This window comes from Bacillus sp. ISL-7, assembly GCF_018613065.1.
This window is the reverse complement of the sequence record NZ_JAGGQW010000025.1, coordinates 25139-47877: the sequence shown is the minus strand read 5'-3', so window position 1 is coordinate 47877 and position 22739 is coordinate 25139. Positions and strand designations below refer to the sequence as shown.

Genomic DNA, 22739 nt, shown 5'->3' with positions numbered 1-22739 from the left:
AATGTTGAAATCAATCAAGAAAAATGTTCAGAAAAACAAGAAAAAGAGCATAGCAGTGGCATTGGTTTTAGGATTAAGTGCTTCATTCGTATTAACTGGCTGTTCAAACAGTGATTCTGCCAGTTCCGAGAAAAAAGCAGATGCTGCCTTTCATAAAACAGGTTTACCGATTGTCGACAAACAGGTTACGTTAAACATTGTTTCACCAAAAGCAGCTCTGGCACCTGACTATTCGAAAATGGTGATTTTTGACCGACTTCAAAAAGCAACGAACGTTCAAATTAAATGGAATAATATCCCTGGAGATGGATACCAAGAAAAGAAAAATTTAATGCTGGCAAGCGGTGACCTGCCAGATGCGTTCTATTCATCAGGCTTTTCTGATCATGATCTCGCCCAATATGGTCAGAACGGCACCATTATCCCATTAGAGGATTTAATCGACAAATATGCACCAAATTTAAAGAAACTATTTGAAGAGAGACCAGAGTTGAAAAAGGTTGTAACCGCACCAGATGGGCATATTTATTCCCTTCCGCGTGCTGAGGAAATGGATCTAATCGGTATGCCAAATATTATGTTCATCAACAAAGCATGGTTAGATAAGCTTGGCCTAAAAATGCCGACAACATTAGAGGAATACCATGATGTGTTAAAAGCATTTAAAGAGAAGGATCCGAACGGAAACGGTAAGAAAGATGAAATTGGGTTGACTTTTTGGTATAACGGCTGGTGCGGTAATGAAGGAGATTTAATTGGTTTATTCGGAATGCCGGATGCTCCATTTGAAGCTGACCACCGTATTGTAAGAGATGGAAAAGTCCTTTATGCAGCGGTTCAGCCAGAGTTTAAAGAAGCCATTAAGTATTATAACGGCTGGGTAAAAGAAGGTTTAATTGACCCTGAGGTCGTAACCCAAAAGACGGAGCAGCTGTTTGCCAAAGGGAAAACACAGAATCCAACACTAGGCTCGTTCATTTGGTGGGAAAATACGGAAGTAGTTGGACCGGATCGAGTTAAAGATTATGTCGTATTACCGCCATTAAAAGGGAAAGATGGCAAAATTGTGATTGGACGTTCCAACTATTCCGAATATGGAAGAGATGCCTTTGTGATTACCTCGGCTAACAAAAACCCTGAGATTACGATGCGCTGGGTTGACCAATTATATGAGCCAAAAATGTCAGCACAAATTAACTGGGGCCCAATTGGTGAAATTTACGAGGAAGATGCGAATGGCATGTTAGTGAATAAAGAGCTTCCAGCAGGCGTAGCAATGGGTGAATTACGTCAAAAGGTTGCTCCGGGCGGTCCGTTTGTAGTCTTAAAGGAGCACTTTGGCAAAGTTGTAGACATGGAGCCAAGAGCAAAGGAAAGATTACAAATTCTTGACCAGTATTATAAACCACATATGGAAAAAGAAAGCTATCCATCCATCTTCTTTAGCCCTGAAGAGCTTGAAGTGATTAATACGATTGAGCCGGAAATTAAAGCCTTTGTGAAGCAAAAAGAAGCTCAATGGTTGATCGAGGGAGGAATTGAGAAGGAATGGGATGCGTATGTGAAGCAATTAAATGATATGGGTCTTGATAAATTAATGAAAGTTTACCAAAAAGGATTAGACCGCTATAACAAACAATAATCCCAATATAAAGCCAGATATTCTTTCTCGTCTGGCTTTTCTTTTCAAAAAATAAGAAATAGGATGATGTACATGTTTGATGTCACGGCTTTAGGAGAAGTTTTAATTGATTTCACACCCTCCGGTCATTCGGAAAAGGTGGAATTCCCAGTATTCCAACCATCGATCAGGTTGAAAGTTTTTTAAAAAAAGGCTTTGTTAAAGGCTAGTGTTGATTTGGGTGGAGGGTAAAAGTCTGTGCTGGTTTTATATAGATAGATTAGTTTTTATATATTAACAATATTCGATAAACTGTGGAAAGGAAATAAAATCAATGGTTTTGGGGACTGTATCAGCTATACGGGAGACTATAGATGAATTTCGCCAGAGTATGTACGAATTAGCAAAGAAGAAGGGCATTTCTGATCCACGTGTAATAAAAATTAGTCAGCAATTAGATGGAAAAATCATGATGTTGCAAAAAATCATATACCATTCTCAATCTATATCAACAGCAAAGGCTCTTTATTATGATGAAAACAAGATTGAGCCTGTAATTATTACTCCTGTGAAAGGAAGAGTGTAAGAAATGAATAACAACGTACTGGAAAAACAACAGTATTTTACAGAAAAATACCGTCCGCAGTACCACTTCTCGCCAGAGAGAAACTGGATGAATGACCCGAATGGGATGGTGTTTTATAACGGAGAATATCATTTGTTTTATCAATATCATCCGAATGGAACCACATGGGGCCCGATGCATTGGGGACATGCGGTAAGCAGCGATCTTGTTCACTGGGAACACCTCCCGATTGGTTTGGCTCCCGATGAGCATGGAACGATTTTTTCGGGGAGTGCAGTCGTGGATTGGAATGACACAAGCGGTTTCTTTGGAGGGGAACCAGGGTTAGTGGCGATTTTTACTCATGCTGATACATACCCTGATTCGGATCGTCCACGACAAAGGCAGAGTCTTGCCTATAGCAAGGATAATGGGCGGACATGGGTAAAATATGAGGAGAACCCTGTTCTCCAAGAAGAAAGTATCACAGATTTTCGTGATCCAAAAGTGTTCTGGCATCGTGAAACCAATCAATGGGTCATGGTTTTAGCCGCAGGCCAAACGATTAGAATCTATACTTCCAAAAATTTAATAGTTTGGGAGTTTGCCAGTGAGTTTGGAGAAGGTCATGGCTCCCATCAGGGTGTTTGGGAATGTCCTGACCTGTTTGAATTACCTGTTGATGGTGATTCCAATCAGAAAAAATGGGTGCTATTTGTCAGCATTGGCAACGACCCAAAATATAAAGAAGGATCGAGAACACAATATTTTATTGGAGATTTTGATGGTAAAACATTTTTCAATCATCACGAACCAGAAACGACTCTTTGGATTGACCATGGCCGCGATAATTATGCAGGAGTCAGCTGGTCTGATGTTCCGGCCGCAGACGGAAGAAGGATCTATATTGGCTGGATGAGTAACTGGAGTTATGCCAATATTACGCCTACAAAAGAATGGCGAAGTGCAACGACGATTCCGAGAGTACTTGGATTAAAGAAAACTGAAGAAGGAATTCGTCTCGTACAAAACCCGATTCATGAATTACAAAGTCTTCGTCATGAAAGGATAGTATTAGAAAACGAACGAGTTGTACCTGGAAAAAATCTTTTAGATAATGTAAAGAGTAACACATTCGAAATCATTGCCGAGTTTGAAATTGGATCAGCAACGGAATTTGGATTCAAGGTTTGTAAGGGAGCCAATGAAGAAACGATAATTGGTTATGACGTAAAAAAACAAACATTATTTGTTGATCGAACCAATTCGGGAGAGGCTGCTTTCCATGAGGACTTCGCCGGAAAACATGAGAGCCATCTACTGCCAGAAAATAATAAGATCATCTTGCATGTTTTTGTTGATCAGTCATCGGTAGAGGTGTTTGGAAACGGCGGAAAGTCGGTGATAACGGACTTAATCTTCCCAAATGAAGAAAGTAAGCAAATTGAGCTCTATGTAAAAAACGGAGAAGTTAAGTTGCAGTCGCTTGAGCTCTTTACGTTAAAATCTGTCTGGCGATAATGCAGTGAAAAGGGTAATAGGGGGAATGACAGGATGAACGCTTTAAACAACAGATTATATACGACATTGAATACAATCGTAGATTTATTTCTATTAAATTTACTATGGGTTATGACGATGCTCCCCCTCATTACCTTTTTTCCGGCAACAGTAGCCATGTTTGGTGTTGTCCGTAAACGAATATTGCAAAAGGAAACGGAGGGTATCGTGAAGAGCTTTTTTAAAATTTTCAAGGAGAATTTTAAACAAAGCTTTATCCTATCGATATTTTGGAGTGTGCTTGCCCTCTTTTTATTTTTGGATTATCGGCTTATCCAGCCAGGAGATTCTGTTGTTCAGCTTCTTCTTTATATCGTCTTAATTATTGGCATTTTGTTATTTAGTTCAATCTCCATTTATCTTTTTCCGATTATGGCACATTTCGAACTAAGCTGGAAGCACGTGATTCGAAATGCTTTTCTCTTTTCCCTCATGAATCCGGTCCTAACCATTCTTTTATTGATCATTGTGGGGGCGGGTACTGCCCTGTTCTATTTTTATCCAGCTGTGATTTTCATCATCGGCAGTTATACAGCCTATGCGGTTTACTATTTATGCCAACTATGGTTTAACCAGTTGCTATACATGAAGGGAACGAACTGAGGGGGAATATGTATCACAAATGGGTGCTTTTTACTGCAAACATGCTAGCATCCATTCTTTTAAGTTGTTATGTAAGCGCCTTCTTATTGTTTGAATATAAAAGACAAATAAATGTTGGAGGGGAACAGGGTTGAAGCAAAAATTGGAAAATAGAGGAATATCGATTGTGGTCATTTTTTCTTTAATGATTTCGATGTTTATGCCAACAATCTCCAGTAAAGCTGAAACTGGTGAAACAACGGTTTCAGCTGTTGGCGGAGAAAATGAACCTTTTCGATCCAAATTCCACTTTTCTCCGGAAAAAAACTGGATGAATGACCCAAACGGTATGGTGTATTACGATGGGGAGTATCATCTGTTTTATCAGCATAATCCTACTGAATCAAAGTGGGGACCGATGTATTGGGGACATGCGGTAAGTAAAGACTTGGTCAATTGGGAATACCTGCCGATCGGTCTTTATCCAGATGAAACAGGTTTTATCTGGTCAGGAAGTGCAGTTGTGGATTGGAACAATACGACTGGATTCGGAAAAGACTCTAAACCGCCGATGGTTGCTGTATTTACTCAGGAAAAAGGTGGTCATCAAGTTCAAAGTTTAGCTTACAGCAACGATAAGGGCCGTATGTGGACGAAGTATGATGGCAATCCGATTATCCCGATGCCAGCGGGGATTGACGTATTCCGGGACCCAAAGGTATTCTGGCATGAGGAAACAAACAAGTGGATTATGGCCATTTCAGCCGGTGACCGCGTCTATTTTTATAACTCGCCAGATTTAAAAAGTTGGACGAAAGTAAGTGAATTTGGCAACCATGACGGCTCCCATACGGGAACATGGGAATGCCCGGATTTATTTGCACTTCCGGTTGATGGGGATCCAACGAAGAAAAAGTGGGTATTAGCTGCCAGTATCAGTGAAGGTGCTCCTTCCGGCGGTTCGGGGATGCAATATTTTATCGGTGATTTTGATGGGAAAAATTTTACCAATGCCAATGACCCGAGTAAAGTTCTCTGGGCCGATTATGGTGCTGATTTTTATGCAGATGTTACATGGAGTGATGTTTCTGATGAACGCCGCTTATTGCTCGGGTGGATGAATAATTGGAAATATGGTCAGGACATTCCTACATCATCATTCAGGGGATCGATGTCGATTCCGCGTGAACTTGGCTTATCAACGGTTGATGGGGAAGGAATTCGTCTTACACAGAAACCTGTAAAAGAGTTAGAAAGTCTGAGGGGAACGCCACAAGTATTTGAAAATAAAGTGCTAACTCCGGGAGAAAATCTGCTTTCGAACGTATCAGGAGATACCTTTGAGATTATGGCTGAATTTGATTTGAATTCGGCGACAGCAACGGAGTTTGGTTTTAAAGTTCGAAAGGGAGATAGCGGGGAAACAAAGATTGGTTACGATATTGGCAATAAAAAATTGTTTGTTGACCGTTCCAATGCTGGTGAATCAAGTTTCAATGGCAATTTTGCTGCAAAACATGAAGCACCGTTAAATGCCAGTAATCAAACCGTTAAACTCCATCTGATTGTTGACAAGGCATCTGTTGAAGTATTTGGTCAAGACGGCCGTGTTGTGATGACGGATCAATTCTTCCCTGATCCTAAAAATCAATCTCTTGCACTTTACACAACCGGTGGAGAAGTATCCCTAAAATCATTAAAGATATATGATTTGGACAGCGCAACCTTTGTTTCAAAGATAGATCAAGTGGCCGTTGATGGAGTCAGTCTGCCAAATGAGATTGAAAATCCAGATTTTGAGACTGGCAATCTATCAGGATGGACAGAGGCAGGCTCAGCATTTGATCGTCCAGTATCGAATGTTACTAGTTTTTGGGGCGGTCCTTTTCAGCAGCAAGGAACGTACCATGTTTGGGGATTTGCCGGGGCAGCGAATGATGCAAAATCTGATTTCCGTACAGGTGTAATGAAATCATCGGTCTTCAAACTTGGCGGGAATGGAAAGATTGATTTCCTTGTTGGCGGGGGCCAGGATATTTCGAAACTATATGTTGCCTTGGTTCGTGCTTCGGATGGAAAAGAGCTTTTTAAAGCAACGGGATCCAACACAGAAGCCTACCGAAGAGTCAGTTGGGATGCATCGGAATATATCGGGGAAGCAATGTATATCAAAGTAGTTGACTATCATTCTGACGGATTCGGGCACATCAATGTCGATGATTTTCATGTTTTTAATAATGACCCGGTGAATACCGATGTTATCCAAAATCCAGATTTTGAGACTGGTGATTTAACAGGATGGACAATTGTGGAAGGCGATGCCTTCAGCAATCAGGATGTTACAGCTGATAAGGATTGGGGTTGGGGTGGACCGTTTAATCACCATAACCAATACCATCTATGGGGAGCTAAAGATGGTGGAGACGGACAAACTGGAATTTTAAAATCATCAAACTTTACCCTGGCAGGTACTGGTGAAATTAATTTCCTAATCGGCGGCGGTAATGACATAGACAAATTATATGTGGCCTTAGTTAGAGCCTCCGATGATAAAGAACTTCTCAAAGCGACGAATACCAATTGGAAGGACAGCGAAGCTTATACTCGGGTCAAGTGGGATGCAGCCAATTACCTGGGGGAAAAAGTCTACATCAAAGTGGTGGACCAGTCAAAAGAAGGATGGGGCCATATTAATGTAGATGACTTTCATGTGAAAAATACTGGCATTATAGCCAACTGGCCGTTGGATGAAGGCAGTGGGACCAAAACAAAAGACATCGTCAGAGGAACGAAAGATCCCATTTCCTATGTGTTTACCAAGGCTTTATACAAGCCATCGACAGATCCTTTATGGAGGGATGGAATCCGCAACAAGGCTTTATTGTTCGACGGATATTCCACTTGGATTACGAGGCCTTCTGACCAGGTGATTAAGCCGACGGATGCTCTCACGATAGAAGCTTGGGTTGCTCCAAGATCTTACGAATGGGGCGATCTCGGTCAATTATCAGCGATCGTCAATCAACACAATAAAACGGCAAGCGAAGGTTATATCCTTGGCTTGGGACGGCACGGGAAATGGTCGTTTCAGGCAAGTATTAACGGGGAATGGAAGGAAGTTTGGACTGCCGAAAACAAACCTCTTGAAAAAAATAAATGGTCGTATATTGTTGCCACCTTTGATAAGGCTGAACAAAAAATGAAGCTTTATTTAAATGGTGAATTGGTCGGGGAGACGGTCACACCAAAAGGGACCATCACACCATCTTCAAATGATTTATTAATCGGAAAACATAACAGTGCCGCTTTGGTTAATGGAGCTTTCACTGCTAATATGTTTAATGGAATGATAGACGAATTAAAAATGCATAACCTTTCGCTATCAGGGGAAAAAATTAAAGAAAATTATGATTCGTATTTAAGTAGTTTTGAGAATCATGCACTTCCAATACCTGATTTGGCACCAGATAGGAGTAGATATGATGGCGACCGGTACCGCCCGCAATATCATTTTATCGCACCAGAGCATTGGATGAACGAGCCTCATGCGCCGTTCTTCTATAATGGGAAATATCATTTATTCTATCAAAATAATCCCCAAGGCCCATATTGGCATCAAATTCATTGGGGGCATTCTGTAAGTGAGGATATGGTTCATTGGAAAGATGCACCAATAGCACTTGCACCTGATGGGAATTCCGTTGCGCCGGATGGTGTTTGGTCAGGCGGATCAACTGTGGATGGTAATGGTAATCCGGTATTATTTTTTACAGCAGGTGATGATAAAAAGGTTCCTAATCAAATGACGGGTCTTGCAACGAGTAAGGATCCCGGGGACCCGGATTTGAAAGAATGGTCCATGTACGAGAAACCAGTTACGGTTCAAGCGCCAAACCTGCCGGCAAAAGAAGGGGAGGTATGGTACGGGCAATTCCGTGATCCGTATGTTTGGAAAGATGGGGATACATGGTACCAGCTTGTTGGTTCTGGTATTAAAGGAGCGGGGGGAACTGCACTTCTTTATACCTCTAAGAACCTGAAAGATTGGGAATACAAAAAGCCACTGATTGTCGGCAATTATAAGCAAAACCCGAAAACAGGCCAGGTTTGGGAGTTGCCAGTGTTCTTGCCATTAGGTAAAGATGCAAAAGGTGTTGAAAAATATGTCTTCTTTTTCAACCCTTGGTTTGATGGGTACAGTCCACACAATGTCAAATATGTTTGGTATTGGATTGGAACATGGGATAAAGAAAAATTAGAGTTTGTTCCTGACCACGAGGAACCGAAACAATTTGATTATGGTGAACACTATACAGGACCAAGTGGAATGGTTGATGGAAAAGGACGTTCGATTCTCTTCAGTATTACACAGGACCGCCGGACGGAGCAGCAGCATTATGATGCTGGCTGGGCTCATAATGCAGGATTGCCGCTAGAGCTTTCCTTAAACTCAGAAGGCGGATTGGGAATTAAACCCATTACTGAATTGAGTTCTCTAAGGAAAAAGGAACTTGTTTCAATCAAGAATGAAAACACAGATAAAGCCAATGAATTATTAACAAATGTTAAGGGTGATCAGTTGGAAATTCAACTTGAAATCAATCCAGCCTCTGCAAAACAAGTAGGTCTAAAAGCTAGAAAGTCAGCAAATGGCAAGGAAGAAACACTACTATTCTTTGATGTTGAAAAACAATCACTTAACATCGACCGAAACAAATCAAGCCTCGATCCGGATATCCAAAAAGGGATACAGAGCGGAGAATTTAAGCTTGGAAAAAAAAATCTCAAGCTTCATGTGTATCTAGATCGGTCGATGATTGAAGCGTACGCGAATGGTGAAAAAAGCATCACATCACGTGTATATCCGACTCTTTCCGATGCATTGGGCCTAGAATTATGGAGCAGTGGCGGAAAGGCGAAAGTGGTGTCGATGAAGGTATGGGAAATGGGTTCCGCATACGGGGAAACGGTTCCTGCCTATTGGCCTGAATTGAATGGCGGAGGAGATCCTATTCCAGAAAGTGCAGAATTGCCAAACCATGATTTCCAAACCGGCGATTTAACAGGATGGACTGTTGTAGAAGGGAAAGCTTTTAGTAATGAACACGTTTCCAAGGCAAACGATTGGGGATGGGGCGGACCATTTAACCAAGCCTCAGACCGAATCGACCCGGAACGATACCATTTATGGGGTTTTAATGGAGAAAAAGGCGGGGATTCATTGACAGGAGTGTTAAAATCGGAGAACTTTGTGTTAGGTGGAAACGGAAAAATCGATTTCCTAATTGGCGGCGGAGCTAATATCGACAGACTTTATCTAGCACTGGTAAGAGCTTCAGACGGCAAAGAGTTAATGAAGGAAACGGGTGGTAACTGGGAAGCCTATCGAAGAGTTAACTGGGATGCTTCGGAATATATAGGCAAAGAGTTATACATCAAAGTTGTAGACTATGAAACTGGCGGATGGGGACATATTAATATTGATGATGTAAATGTTCCTGTGGCCATAAAAAGGTAAAATCTTACTTTGATAGATAGAATCAAATAACCTAGAATAATCATGTGAAATTTTATATTGCAGGATTGTGACTGGTTAGCAGGCAAGACCTAAAATGAGTAAAGGACAGAAGGTACCTTTGTGTATATGTCCTTACCTATTTTAGGTCTTTTTTTTGTTATTAAGGTTGAATACACTGTACTAGATAAGGAGTTTTTAAGATGAAAAAGAAGAGGATTATATGGATGAGGCTGCTTGTTTTGGCAGTTTGCTTCCTGACGATTACAGGAGTTTTAATCAAAAAACAGGTGAACACCAGATTAGAAATTTTCGCTTAAAAGTCTATTATCAAATGAGACGAACCATGATTATGACCAAAAAATGGCTTCGATGATCAAGGAAAATTTTAAAGAAGCATTTTCCTGTGCAAAAGAAGTTGGCCAATTTGTTGAAGGGAAATACCGTGTAAAATACCCTGATGCAGAGTTAATGTATATTTCCATGCATATTCAAAGATTCTATAATCGAGCTGTTATGCGGAAACAACAGTTGTGAAAGCTGATGTCAATACCAAGTCGCTTTTCTTAACTTTCGGCAAAAAAGGTCTGCCATGATTCCGGCAGACCTTTTCGTGACCACTTACTTGGTTTCGCATATCGTTTTTGTTAGGACATCGATGACATAGTTCTTTGTATTCTTGCTAATAGAACCGCCGTCCTCTTTAAAGATGGTGGACTTTGTGGAGTCAGTTGGTTCGATATGAACAGGTACTTGTGTCTGTCCTGCTTGAAGGGTAAAGGATTGAGTGAAATTCAGATCATTTCCGAATGTCACTTTTTCCCCATTGATAGTGAGGTCAGCTCCCTTTATTGCATTCCCCTTTATAGTCATAGTTGATCCATTGACATCAATTTGACTGACTGCCAGCGGCATATCAATCCAGCGCAGAATGGTATCCTGTACAACCATTTTGTTGTTTCCTTGATTGGTGACCACAATTTTCATATCGGTTCCTGTGGCACCATAGCCGAAGTTACTGATATCGTCATCCGAATGATCAGATGGCGTATGATCTGCCAAACCTTCATGATCCCAAGTATTGTCCCTCGTATATTTATACGTAAGCTCTGTTCCTTCCTCAAGCTCCACTGTGTATTCCCAATCAGGCGTCACAGCGCCATTACGGCTCATAGTCCAGGCACTAGTATTCCAACCATTCAAGCTGCCTGGTATATTGACCCGCGCTGCTAAAGGTGTATAATCCGGTGCATGAACCTTAAAGGTTACTTGTACCATAACAATTTCAGGGGTTACACTTACTTTGTTGGATTCTACTTGGTTTCCAGCCTGGTCATAGACACGCACTTGATATTGGTAGGCAGTTCCATTTGCCACCTGATTATCACGGAAGGTGGCGGCACTGCCGTCCAATGTTGAAAGAATTTGGCCGTCACGGTAAATGACCGTTTTAAATGGCTGATCCGGCTGCGTGAGTTTCCAGTTCAAGTTGACCTGACCGGATTCCTTTATCGGAGTGTCCAAAGTAACATCATTAGCAGGCGGGGTAGTATCAGACGTGCTGTGTGAAAAGGTCACTTCACCAGTAATTGAGTAAACCCATGTATTTCCTAAATCCGGCGTAAAGGCCATTCGGTATTCATATGTGCCCGCCTCATACGCTGTAAAGCTTCCCTGAAACTCATTTGCCTGGTCTCCCTGAGCCTGGCCGTTATACAAGGCTTGGTAAGATGTCCAAGCGGTTTGGCCTTTCATTCTTACTTGGAGATCGGCCGTGATTCCTTCTGCTGCACCAGTTTCTGTCGCACCTGGCAGGTAAATAGCTGCTTTAACATTGGAGGTCTGTGCCAGATTCAATTCCCCGTTGTCTAAAGTAGTCAGGTCCTTAATACTAGCCTTTGCAGCATCGTAATGAGGCACAAGGCCGGATGAGGCAGCTGGTATAGATTCATTCCCACTTTCATTCACGGCCGTCACAGTAAAATAGTAGGTACGACCATTAGTTAAATCGGAAATGTTCACAGATGTACCTGTAGTTTCTTTCACTTTTGTCCATAATCCACCTGAAACAGTAGATTGATAGACATTGTATTTTGTACCTGTTCCTGTCCAGCTTAAAGTAACTTCTTTAGAACCAGCTGTGCCGGTAACTTCTTTAACAGGCTGTGGTTGTTTAACATCATTAACCGTTATTAACATTCTTCCGGACTCTGCTGGAACTGTTAATGACAGCTTGCCATCCTTCGTTGTAGTCAGATATTTAGGGTCCAATTGGTCCACAAAACGAAGACCATTCGCGAGCAGCACTTTTGTATCGATATCAACCGTTTGTGTGGTTTTCCCTCTGTTAATAATGACAAGGCCAGATTTTGTATCTTTTGTCCGGACATAGGCTAACACATCACCCTTTGCATATAAATGGTGCAGATCGCCATGAGCGAATAGGTCAGCATTTTCCTTGCGGATTTGACCAATCTTTTGATAGTGTGCAATGAGGTCTTTGTTTTCGTTCCCCCACGGATATGTGCGTCGGTCATCTGGGTCTTTGGATCCTGTTTGACCCGCTTCATCTCCGTAATAAATGGTTGGTGCTCCAGGGTAACCCATTTGCAGGATAGAAGCCAGCTTCAATCGCTTCACACCTTCATCGTATTTGTAGTTCGGATCTTGTTCCGCTCTGAAATACGTATCCGTTCCATTGCCTAACAGGAAGATTGCCCGAGCTGTATCATGGGATCCCATCAGGTTCATGAGGGCATAAAAGGCTTCCTTTGGATAGTCCTCCTGTATAGCGAGAAGGGTGTTTTGAGCATTAGCGGCATTACCGTTCTTTAAGTAATCCAAAATGGCTCCTCGGAAACGATAGTTCATGACTGAGTCATATTGATCCCCTAAGAAGTACTTGGATGCATCATCCCAAATTTCACCTAGAATAAGTGGCTCTTCTTCTTTTTGAAGTGTTTTTCCGGCTCCTATCATAGTCTTGGACTTCATTTGCTTGCGGAATTCCTGCCAGAAGGAACTGTCCACTTCATTAGCTACATCCAGGCGCCAGCCAGATGAACCTCGATTAATCCAAGTTTTTCCTACTGAGTCCTTGTCATAAAAAATATAATTTGCCAATGCTGTGTTGTTAAGTTCACTTGGATGGTCAACCTTTGTACCGTTAACGGATTCGAATACAGGAAGACTGTCGTATCCCCACCAGCCTTCATACTTATAATGCTCACCCGTCGAAACACCGTTGTCTTTTTCATTTGGAACTTTAACATTTTCAATATGGAACCAGTTTTCAAAGCCATATGGGCTAAAGGTTTGTCCTTCAGCCATGAGTTTCTGTTTGGCCTTATCCTTAGCTGCAGTTTCAGACAATTTTTCGTTATTCATTAAATCGTAAATACGAGACCAGTATTCATAGGCACCCACTGTTTTATATTTGTGGTAGCGGTCAAAATAGATGGAATCATCAGCCACATGATTAAATACCCCATCCAAAATCAGGTGCATGTTCCGTTTAGACAATTCCTTGGCGAAATCCTCGAATTCTTTTTCCGAGCCAAACATCGGATCCACCTGTTTATAGTCTGTTGCATCATATTTATGGTTGGACGGTGCAAGTGCAATTGGGTTTAAATATAGGGTATTGACGCCAAGTGATTGCAGGTAATCAAGCTTCGCCTTAATACCAGCAATGTCTCCGCCAAAGAAGTCGTTTGTAAATTCTCCGTCCCCTGTGTAGGAGCCAGTTCCTTGTTCATACGGATTATCCGGCAAGGATGACCAGGAGTCGGGATGTTCTATTGGCTGGCTGCCTCGGGCTCCAATCTGATCCTTTACATGGTCATTTGCTTTGTTGCCGTTATAAAAACGGTCCGGATATATTTGATAAACAACAGCTTCCTTCATCCAATCCGGTGTTTGATAGCCCGGGTCGAAAACGGTCAATTGGAAGAGTCCTGCATTTTTATCCTCCGCTTTACCGGTATGCCCTTCCTGTGTGTCTTCTCCGTATTCCACTGTTGTATCCTGATCCCCGGCAATGAATTTATAGCCGTGAACTCCTTTGTCAGACGGTGTAAAGGTGGCTTCCCAGAACTCAATGGCACCTTTGTCTTTTGTGTCTGACCAGCCTGTATTCTTCATTGAAAGAACCTTTGTTGTGCCTGTATTATAGTTTTTCACATAAAGGCTGGCTCTGGTCAGGTCACCCTTTTTAGCCGATAATCGGAAGGTGACAGGTTTCCCTGCTGGAACTGCCCCAAACGGCGTCCGGTATACTTGGTCCCATGAATCATGATAAAGAGCATTCTTATCTATCATGCCATCAGATCCAATAGGTTTATAATCTGAATAAACTTCTTTTGTTTGGTTGTTATAGAAAAATGTGATTGTCGTATCAGATAGTACATTCAGCTTCTCATTTGAACCAGGATAGGATTCCGTCCAGTCCTTGCCCAATACAATCTTGTATTCGTAGCTGCCTCTAGGTACCTTTGCAGTAAAGGAATAGACGTTATCAAAATGGGTGTCCTCCATTAATGCTGTTGAGTCTGTCGGACTCCATGCAGTCCCTGCGTGAATGGCAGGTTGAATGGTTCCTACTAAGCGGGGCTTTTTGTCCTCATTTAAAAGTGTGTAATGGGTACTATCAGCAATGGCATGGGTATTGTCATTGTAGTAGAAGGTGACTTTTTTTTGTTCGGTCAGAGTTAGTTTAATGTTGTTTCCACCAGGTGCGCCGCCGTCTCCGTAATTTTCGGACCAGCCTCCTCCAATGGCGATTTTGTATTCATATGTCCCTGACGGCAGTGTGCCAGTAAGGCTGTACAAACCATTTCCTTGGTAATCCATTTGCGTTTTAACAGAAGATGGATCCCAATCTCCTGAATTTCCTAAAACTGCCTGCAGACTGCCAACAAGTACAACCTGCTTTGGTGTTGTTTCTGCCGCTTTGGCTGTTTGACTTGTCACAAGTCCAGAAAATAGCTGAAGAATTAGTCCAACTACGGTAACAAGCGACAGCAGTGTTCTCTGATTTCTCTTCATGAAAAATCTCCTTTCCCTAACTCTATTAATCTAGAAAAGCGTTTGCATGTAGTTGCACAAAAAAGCCGTATGTAAGATCCTTAGAGGACTGTATTAGTGCAAACGTTTGCACAATCACTTTCAAAATTTATTATAACTTTTTCTCAGCACAATTCAATAGAAAGTTGAAAAAAATCTAAATTTTCTGATACATCATCACCAAATCGGGAAGTCATTATTTTTTAGCTGTATAACTGGTTGTAAACACTTTATAATAAAGGGTAGATTGTGCAACCGATTTCGTAAATGTAAGTGCTGTAAAGACGATGGAATATGCAAAAATGACCGTTTCTATTCTATTAAAATTAGTAGTAGAATCAATTAACTTTGAATGAGAGGGGAGAAGAAATGGCTGTTACCATCAAGGATGTGGCAAAGCTTGCAAATGTCGCACCATCAACTGTTTCAAGAGTAATTGCCAATAATTCACGAATTAGTGAAGCGACGAAACGAAAAGTTAAAAAAGCAATGGAACAGCTAGGGTATCATCCTAACCAAAATGCCAGAAGTCTTGCCAGTCAATCAACCCAAACAATAGGGCTTGTCATGCCGAGTTCTGGAGATGTCGTTTTTCAGAATCCGTTTTTCCCTTCTATTTTACAGGGAATAAGTGAGGGGGCCCGTGAAAAAAAATATGCTTTGCAGATGACAACAGGGAAATTAGAAAACGAAACACTTGAAGCAGTTATTAATATGGTACAAGGGAAAAGAGTAGATGGCATGATTCTTCTTAACTCCAAGGTGGAGGATAAAGTCATTTCGTACTTAAGAGAAAGGGATTTTCCTTTTGTTGTTATTGGAAAACCTTCTAAAGATGCAGAAGAAATCACACATGTTGATAATGATAATGTTCGTGCCATGAGAGAAGCTACTGAATACTTAATAGACCATGGCCATCGGAAAATTGCTTTTATTGGAGGGAACCCAGAACTAATGGTTACGGTTGACCGTTTGAATGGGTATAGGCAGGCTTTAAAAAAGGCAAACATTCCTATAAAAAATGAATATATCCTTCATGAGGAATTCCTAAGGGAAGGCGGTCAAGAGGCGGTGAGTGAGTTAATGGCACTTGAGCAACGCCCAACTTCACTCGTAGTGGTTGATGATTTAATGGCACTAGGTGTACTAAGTACATTAGATGAGCTGGGAATCAGGGTTCCGGAAGAAATCTCAGTCGTTAGTTTTAATAACGTCCTCTTAGCAGAAATGTCCAAACCACCGTTAACTTCAGTGGATATTCATATTTTTGAGCTTGGATATCAAGCATCGAGGAGTTTGATTCAACTAATCGAAGATCGGACAGAACCAACCAAACGGATTATCATTCCTCATCAATTGGTTGAACGTCAATCATGCAGTCACCCCCTGGAGAAACAAAAAGCAGATAGTAATGAGAATCTATAAAAGATTCCCTCTAGACCGTCTGCTTTTTCATTGTTTTAGTTCTTCAATTGGATTATTGAGAATCCATAGGGTGGAAGTTCAACTTTTGACGTCTCTCTAAGAGGTTTGTTGTTCCATAAATCAACAGGGCTTTTGCCTGTAAAATCATATGGAATCGTCACGCCAAGCTTATCAGCAGAGTTATTAATCGCAATGATAATCGTTTCTCCAGCCGACTGCTTGGAATAAATGATATGGTTTGTATCGGCATTCGTTTCTAAAAACGTAAACTTGCCTTCATTTCTAAATGCAGCATACTCTTTTCGAAGCGAAATTAATTTTTGGACAGTGTGAAAGAGTTCCAGATTTTGTTCCTCTTCATCCCAATTCATGCATTTCCGGCACCCGGGGTCGTTTTCTCCGGTTAAGCCGATTTCGTCTCCATAATATATACAAGGTGTGCCGATAAATGAGAGTTGGAATAGGAAAAGAAGCTTCAGCTTGTCGATATTTTCGTCACAAACCGTTAAAACTCTTGGGGTATCATGACTCCCTAATAAATTAAACGCCACTTCATTTACATTCTTAGGATAAGAGATTAACACGTTTGTGAGCTGATGTGCTAACTCTTCCGCATTAATTTTATCTTTTGCAAAAAAGTCCAAGGACGCATTTGTAAACGGATAGTTCATCACTGCATCAAATTGATCGCCTTGAAGCCAAGGCATAGAATCATGCCAAATTTCTCCCAGAATGTAGGCATCAGGTTTGATTGCTTTTACCGTTTTTCTAAACCCTCTCCAAAACTCGTGATCAACTTCATTGGCAACATCGAGGCGCCATCCATCAATATCAAATTCTTCAATCCAGTATTTTGCGACATTTAGTAGATATTCTTTCACTTCAGGATGTTCCGTATTTAACTTTGGCATCATATGTGTAAAGGCAAATGTATCATAATTTGGTTCCGGAAAAGCTTGCACTGGAAATTCCTTTAAATGAAACCAATCTTTATAGTTGGATTTCTCTTGTTTTTCAAGGACATCCTGAAAAGCATCGAAATAAAAACCACTGTGATTGAAAACGGCATCAAGCATGACACGAATCCCATTTTTGTGGCATACTTCCACAAGCTGTTTAAAGGTTTCTTTGTCTCCAAATTGCGGATCAATTTCCATATAATCAATGGTGTCATATTTATGATTGGTAGCCGCTTTAAATATTGGCGTAAAGTAAATGCCTGTAATCCCAAGTTTTACTAAATGATCAATATTTTCAATAATTCCTTCAAAGTCGCCGCCGAAGAATGTATCAGGTTCAGGATCTTGGCTTCCCCACGGAAGTGTGCCTTCAGGGTTTAACTCTGGATTGCCATTCGCAAACCGTTCCGGGAAGATTTGATACCACACCGTATTCTTAACCCATTCCGGCGCTTTGAACACATCAATCGGATTTAAAAATGGAAAACAGAAATAAAAGCTGGAATCACGAGGATCTTTGTCCACAAAACCTCTTTCGCCAAATACAGCGGATTCAGTATTTGAATAGAGTTCAAATCCGTAGCGTAATCGACGGAATTCCGGTTTCACCTCCGCAAACCAGTAATCGAATAATTCATCCGATCCTTCCAATGTCATTGGTTTAGTAAAGTTTGTCCACCCATCTTTTGTCCACTGATAAGGATCCCCATATATTAAAAACACCTTTTTTAAATCACCTTTTTTAGCGCGAAGGCGAATATGCAATGTTTTATTATCATAGGCATAGGCAAAATTGTTTTTCGGTCTGTGATAAACGGCTTCTTTTAACATCATAACTCCTCATTTCAGCTAAATTTGATAAATCATTAGAAAGATTTCAATTATTTCTAAGTCTCGTTTTCAAAAAAAATCAAAAATTATAATGATTAAACAAAAATAAATAATATATTGACTATTCAGAATTAGAGTGATGTAATAGATTACAAGATAAGTTAAACGTTTACGTAATCATTATATATTTTTTTAATAGTAAAGTAAACGTTTACGTAAAACCGATTTTTAGAATTTTTTTGTTACTGGGAACCGCTTATCCAAAATCAAGATTTTGAAAAACTTTCTGCCGAAGCCGAGCTTAAAGATGAAAATTCTCTATTAAATCATTATAAAAAGATGATTCATGTACGCAGACTCCAATAAGGTGCTGTTTGAAGGTGAAATGGAAGCCTCTTTTACAGAAGTAGAAGGAATTCTTTCATATAAACGAGTGACCCCTAGCGAACAAATGCTGGTTATCCACCATTTAACAGGTAAAGCAAAAGAGTTCACTTTATCAGAAAAAGAAAGTGACTTTAGTAAAGTTACACTTTAGCCAATTGTGCAAACGGTTGCAGTGACTTAAATTTTCAACTGTTTATTTTGGTAGAAACTTTACCAAATAAGCATTGAGATAAATATTAATAAATCAAAAGGTGGGAATTAATTTGAAAAAGCTATTAAATCTATCTTTAATCGCACTGTTACTATTTGCATTAGCAGCATGTAGTAAGCCAGGGGCCCAAACAGGAGGAGAAGCTTCTAAAGAAACCGCTAAAAGCAGTTCAGCAAAAGAAACAGCAAAAGAAGAAATCACTCCGGAAGAAGGAGCAAAGCTGGTTTTATGGGATAACAAGGATGAGGAAGGTGAATGGGCAAAATATGTCGCGAAAGAATTCACTAAAAAATATGGAATCCCGGTTAAATATGCAAATGTCAATCATACTGATGCACCTGTAAAGCTTGAAACAGATGGTCCAGCGGGATTAGGAGCGGACGTATTTAATGCGGCCCACGATCATTTAGGAAAGATGAGCAAGGCTGGATTAGTTTATGATAACTATTATGCCGATGAATATAAAGAGCGCTTTATGGACGGTGCCAATACAGCCGTATCTGCAAAAGATGAAGAGGGCAAGCTTAAAACATTTGGTTATCCGTTAAACATTGAAGGAGTTGCCCTTTTCTATAACAAAACTTTATTGGATGAAATGGGCTTTAAACCAGCCGAAACAATGGAAGAATTAATCAAGCAATCGAAAGAGTTTCAGAAAAAACATCCCGGTTCATATGGTTTCATGATCGAACCAGGTAATTTCTACTTAATACATGGATTTGTTGGAGGATATGGCGGTTATATTTTCGGGGACAAAAATACAGATCCAAATGAAATTGGTTTAAACAATGAAGGTTCACTAAAAGCAGCGAAATTAATGCAGCGTATCCGTGATGAAATCTTGCCGCTGAAAAAAGAAGACCTTACTGGAGATGTCATCAATTCATACTTTACTGAAGGTAAACTTTTATATAATATCACTGGTCCTTGGATGGTGAAAAGCTATACAGAGGCTAAAGTGAACTTTGGTATTACAACGCTGCCGAAACTTGACAATGGGAAAGTTCCAACCACTTTTTCAGGATCTAAGGCCTATTATGTAAATGCTTATAGTAAATATCCACAAGCAGCGACATTGTTGGCTAAATTTGCAACAAGTGATGAAATGCTGTTAAAACGTTATGAAATGACAGGTCAGCTGCCGCCTTCTAAAGCATTATTAGAAAATGAAACCATTAAGCAAGACAAAATCAAATATACATTCTTAGAACAAGCACAATATTCTATTTCAATGCCTAATATCCCTGAAATGCAAAATGTATGGGGTGCGGAGGAAGTGGCTTATACAGCGATTTGGAATAAGGCTGCTGAACCTCAAACAGCACTGGATAAAGGGGTTCAACAAATTAAAGATGCCATCAAGTCCCAGACTAAATAATTACATTAAAAATGAGTCTGACTCGTGGGTAAGTCTCCCTGATAACAAAATATATAGAATGCTCTTCCTGAGAGAAAACTATCTATTTTGTTGGTTTAAGGGGGTGACGTCTTACGAGTCCGGCCTCTCATTTCAAAAGGAGGATGAAATATGAGTTCGACAGCTCGAAAATATGTAGAAGATCAACTGCCTAACCCGCAAAAACATGGATCAAAGATTAGAAAATCACCGCAACCAGCTAAAAAACCATTCCTGACAAAACCTAGAATGTCTGCTATACTTTCCGGATTATTTATGGGACTTGGACAGCTGTATAATCGACAAATAGTAAAAGGATTGAGCTTTTTAGCACTGGAATTGTATCTGCTAATTTTTTGGACGGTCCCTTTCCGATGGGCTATGTGGGGGCTTACAACATTAGGGGAAACACCTCAGCATCGGGACGGGTTTAAAATCGTTCCGGGAGACCATTCCATTTTCTTATTAATTGACGGAATCATATTTTTAATTTCATTCCTGCTTTTCCTATGGTTCTATTATTTAAATATTCGGGATGCCTATAAGGTTGCCGTTAAAAATGAAAAAGGAATTAAACCTAATAACGCAAAAGAGATGTTTAAAAATATATGGGAAAATGGATTTCCTTATATTTTGTTAACACCCTCTGTTCTATTTACAGCTTTTCTAACCATTCTTCCATTGTTATTTGGTATTTTAATAGCTTTTACCAATTATTCTGCACCCAATCACTTGCCGCCAAAGCACTTAGTGGATTGGGTAGGATTTGATACCTTTATTCAGCTGTTTCAAATGAAAACATGGAGTGCTACTTTTTATGGTGTGTTTTCATGGACCGTTGTTTGGGCCATTCTTTCAACTGCTACCACTTTTTTCTTAGGACTTTTTTTCGCTGTATTACTTAACCAGCAAGGAATTAAATTGAAAAAGTTTTGGCGAAGCATTTTTATCCTGCCATGGGCGATTCCGCAGTTTGTTTCGATTTTAATCATGAGAAACATTTTTAATGGTGAATTTGGTCCTTTAAATCGTTATTTAATGGACTTGGGTGTGATTCAGCATGCAATCCCTTGGTTATCAGATCCATTATGGGCGAAAATGACACTTGTTGTTGTTAATATGTGGTTTGGCTTTCCATTCTGGATGGTATTAATGAGCGGGGTCCTAACAAGTATTGATAAAGAAATATATGAAGCGGCTGATGTGGATGGTGCATCACCCGTACAAAAATTTTGGAAAATTACCATGCCATTGATGATGTTTGCGACTGCACCACTTGCGATCATGTCTTTTGCGGGAAATTTTAATAACTTTAACATTATTTATTTAATGACAGAAGGCGGACCTGTCAATGTGGATTATAGTTATGCAGGATCGACAGACATTTTGATAAGCTGGATTTATAAACTGACACTGGACAATAATCAATTTGCAATGGCTTCTGTCATCTCCATATTGATTTTCGTTGTGATTGCTACATTCTCCATTTGGAACTTTAAAAGAACAAAAGCCTTTAAAGAGGAGGATATGATGTCATGATGGGTTTAAGCTTTAAAAAGAAAATTAATCATACCATTATTTATACCATTTTAATCATAACAACGGTATTTATTTTATACCCTGTAATTTGGATTCTAACTGGTTCTATGAACCCAGGAAACTCTTTATTCTCTACTCGTTTAATTCCTGAGTCTTTGTCATTTGTACATTATCAATATCTATTTAAAGAAACGGATTATCTATTATGGTATAAAAATACGTTGAAAATTGCATTCGCGAATATGATATTGTCTACGCTTCTAGTCGTAACAGCAGCCTATGCTTTTTCCAGATTTCGTTTTCCCGGAAGAAAACAAGGCTTATTGACCATGCTTGTTTTGCAAATGTTTCCTGGCTTTATGGGCATGATTGCTATCTATATCCTATTACTGCAAATGAATTTACTCGACAACCATTGGGGACTCATTCTCCTTTATTCCGGAGGATCGATTCCATTTGGTGCGTGGCTTGTGAAGGGATACTTTGACGGCTTCCCAAAAAGTCTTGAAGAAGCAGCGAAAATTGACGGTGCCAGCCATATGACGATTTTCTATAAAATTATGATGCCACTCTCAAAGCCTATTCTAGTGTTTGTGGCTGTTACAAACTTTATCGGGCCGTGGATGGACTTTATTTTTGCAAAGCTTGTTTTACGCTCTGATGAAAAGAAAACATTGGCTGTTGGGCTATTCGAGATGGTAACAGGCCGGGGTAATACAGAGTTTACTAACTTTGCTGCCGGTGCGGTGTTAGTCGCTGTACCAATTACGATTTTATTCCTTATATTCCAGGGTCATCTTACAGAAGGACTGAAAGCAGGGGCCAATAAAGGTTAATGATGAAGGGACTTCCGTAAAAGTTTTCGATTTTAGTAAAAGAGAAGAAATGAAAAATGGATTGCTTCATTCACTAGCAGGAATGGCGGTAGAGTTTCATTGCTTCTCTTTTCGAATTTTTAGGCAATGCTTTAGAATTTCATCCTACAAAAACATAGAAATGAAAAGGAGTGAAAGGATGTTGAAGTAGTTTTATACATATGGTAATGTTTATTAGTAAAACGTTTACGTGGAAAGTTGGTGATAGA

At 40.1% G+C, this 22739-nt stretch carries 12 protein-coding genes and 1 pseudogene; 11 read left to right on the top strand and 2 right to left on the bottom strand.

Translation table 11 applies throughout. The features are described 5' to 3' along the window. Position 1 precedes the first annotated feature (1 nt). From J7E66_RS07760 to J7E66_RS07735, 6 genes and pseudogenes are all read left to right on the top strand, one after another. Positions 2 to 1642 (top strand): ABC transporter substrate-binding protein, encoded by a 1641-nt coding sequence (locus J7E66_RS07760; RefSeq protein ID WP_214998916.1) that lies wholly within the window; start codon positions 2 to 4, stop codon positions 1640 to 1642. 313 nt (positions 1643 to 1955) lie between these two features. After that, complete coding sequence (locus J7E66_RS07755) at positions 1956 to 2207, top strand: aspartyl-phosphate phosphatase Spo0E family protein (RefSeq protein ID WP_214998914.1); 252 nt, start codon at positions 1956 to 1958, stop codon at positions 2205 to 2207. A gap of 3 nt (positions 2208 to 2210) precedes the next feature. Then, positions 2211 to 3707 carry a glycoside hydrolase family 32 protein gene (locus J7E66_RS07750; protein ID WP_214998913.1) on the top strand — a complete coding sequence of 499 codons (1497 nt, stop codon included), beginning with the start codon at positions 2211 to 2213 and terminating at the stop codon, positions 3705 to 3707. 33 nt (positions 3708 to 3740) lie between these two features. Continuing rightward, complete coding sequence (locus tag J7E66_RS07745) at positions 3741 to 4349, top strand: YesL family protein (protein WP_214998911.1); 609 nt, start codon at positions 3741 to 3743, stop codon at positions 4347 to 4349. A 130-nt stretch (positions 4350 to 4479) separates the two neighbouring features. Then, positions 4480 to 9846, top strand: coding sequence for a GH32 C-terminal domain-containing protein (locus tag J7E66_RS07740; protein ID WP_214998909.1), 5367 nt, complete (start codon positions 4480 to 4482; stop codon positions 9844 to 9846). Between the two features lie 342 nt (positions 9847 to 10188). Further along, a pseudogene (locus J7E66_RS07735) lies at positions 10189 to 10380 on the top strand (PRD domain-containing protein); the annotation flags it as partial. An 84-nt stretch (positions 10381 to 10464) separates the two neighbouring features. Here J7E66_RS07735 and J7E66_RS07730 read toward each other — a convergent pair. After that, the gene (locus tag J7E66_RS07730) at positions 10465 to 14889 is read right to left on the bottom strand and encodes a pullulanase X25 domain-containing protein (RefSeq protein WP_214998905.1); all 4425 of its coding nucleotides are present in this window, start codon (positions 14887 to 14889) and stop codon (positions 10465 to 10467) included. 387 nt (positions 14890 to 15276) lie between these two features. Here J7E66_RS07730 and J7E66_RS07725 point away from each other — a divergent pair, with 387 nt between their 5' ends. Beyond that, complete coding sequence (locus J7E66_RS07725) at positions 15277 to 16332, top strand: LacI family DNA-binding transcriptional regulator (protein ID WP_214998904.1); 1056 nt, start codon at positions 15277 to 15279, stop codon at positions 16330 to 16332. Positions 16333 to 16367: 35 nt separating this feature from the next. On the opposite strand, the gene J7E66_RS07720 is transcribed toward J7E66_RS07725, so the two are convergent. Continuing rightward, complete coding sequence (locus J7E66_RS07720) at positions 16368 to 18122, bottom strand: alpha-glycosidase (RefSeq protein ID WP_214998902.1); 1755 nt, start codon at positions 18120 to 18122, stop codon at positions 16368 to 16370. A 346-nt stretch (positions 18123 to 18468) separates the two neighbouring features. Between J7E66_RS07720 and J7E66_RS07715 the strand changes: the two genes are divergently transcribed. The 4 genes from J7E66_RS07715 (at position 18469) to J7E66_RS07700 (ending at position 22491) form a co-directional block, all read left to right on the top strand. Next, positions 18469 to 18660: a hypothetical protein gene (locus J7E66_RS07715; RefSeq protein WP_214998900.1), complete on the top strand. Its 192-nt coding sequence runs from the start codon at positions 18469 to 18471 to the stop codon at positions 18658 to 18660. Positions 18661 to 18772: 112 nt separating this feature from the next. After that, a complete protein-coding gene (locus tag J7E66_RS07710) occupies positions 18773 to 20098 on the top strand; it encodes a sugar ABC transporter substrate-binding protein (RefSeq protein WP_214998898.1) in 1326 nt (441 codons plus the stop codon). Positions 20099 to 20248: 150 nt separating this feature from the next. Next, complete coding sequence (locus J7E66_RS07705) at positions 20249 to 21655, top strand: carbohydrate ABC transporter permease (protein WP_308162484.1); 1407 nt, start codon at positions 20249 to 20251, stop codon at positions 21653 to 21655. Then, the gene (locus tag J7E66_RS07700; RefSeq protein WP_214998936.1) at positions 21655 to 22491 is read left to right on the top strand and encodes a sugar ABC transporter permease; all 837 of its coding nucleotides are present in this window, start codon (positions 21655 to 21657) and stop codon (positions 22489 to 22491) included. The genes J7E66_RS07705 and J7E66_RS07700 overlap by 1 nt, the downstream gene beginning before the upstream one ends. Positions 22492 to 22739: the final 248 nt, after the last annotated feature.

Excerpts from the sequence above, each read along its gene's own strand:
- J7E66_RS07700 (WP_214998936.1), top strand. The coding sequence starts at position 21,655 with ATGGGTTTAAGCTTTAAAAAGAAAATTAATCATACCATTATTTATACC.
- J7E66_RS07760 (WP_214998916.1), top strand. The coding sequence starts at position 2 with ATGTTGAAATCAATCAAGAAAAATGTTCAGAAAAACAAGAAAAAGAGC.
- J7E66_RS07715 (WP_214998900.1), top strand. The coding sequence starts at position 18,469 with ATGTACGCAGACTCCAATAAGGTGCTGTTTGAAGGTGAAATGGAAGCC.
- J7E66_RS07755 (WP_214998914.1), top strand. The coding sequence starts at position 1,956 with ATGGTTTTGGGGACTGTATCAGCTATACGGGAGACTATAGATGAATTT.
- J7E66_RS07725 (WP_214998904.1), top strand. The coding sequence starts at position 15,277 with ATGGCTGTTACCATCAAGGATGTGGCAAAGCTTGCAAATGTCGCACCA.
- J7E66_RS07745 (WP_214998911.1), top strand. The coding sequence starts at position 3,741 with ATGAACGCTTTAAACAACAGATTATATACGACATTGAATACAATCGTA.
- J7E66_RS07730 (WP_214998905.1), bottom strand. The coding sequence starts at position 14,889 with ATGAAGAGAAATCAGAGAACACTGCTGTCGCTTGTTACCGTAGTTGGA.
- J7E66_RS07720 (WP_214998902.1), bottom strand. The coding sequence starts at position 18,122 with ATGTTAAAAGAAGCCGTTTATCACAGACCGAAAAACAATTTTGCCTAT.
- J7E66_RS07705 (WP_308162484.1), top strand. The coding sequence starts at position 20,249 with ATGAGTTCGACAGCTCGAAAATATGTAGAAGATCAACTGCCTAACCCG.
- J7E66_RS07750 (WP_214998913.1), top strand. The coding sequence starts at position 2,211 with ATGAATAACAACGTACTGGAAAAACAACAGTATTTTACAGAAAAATAC.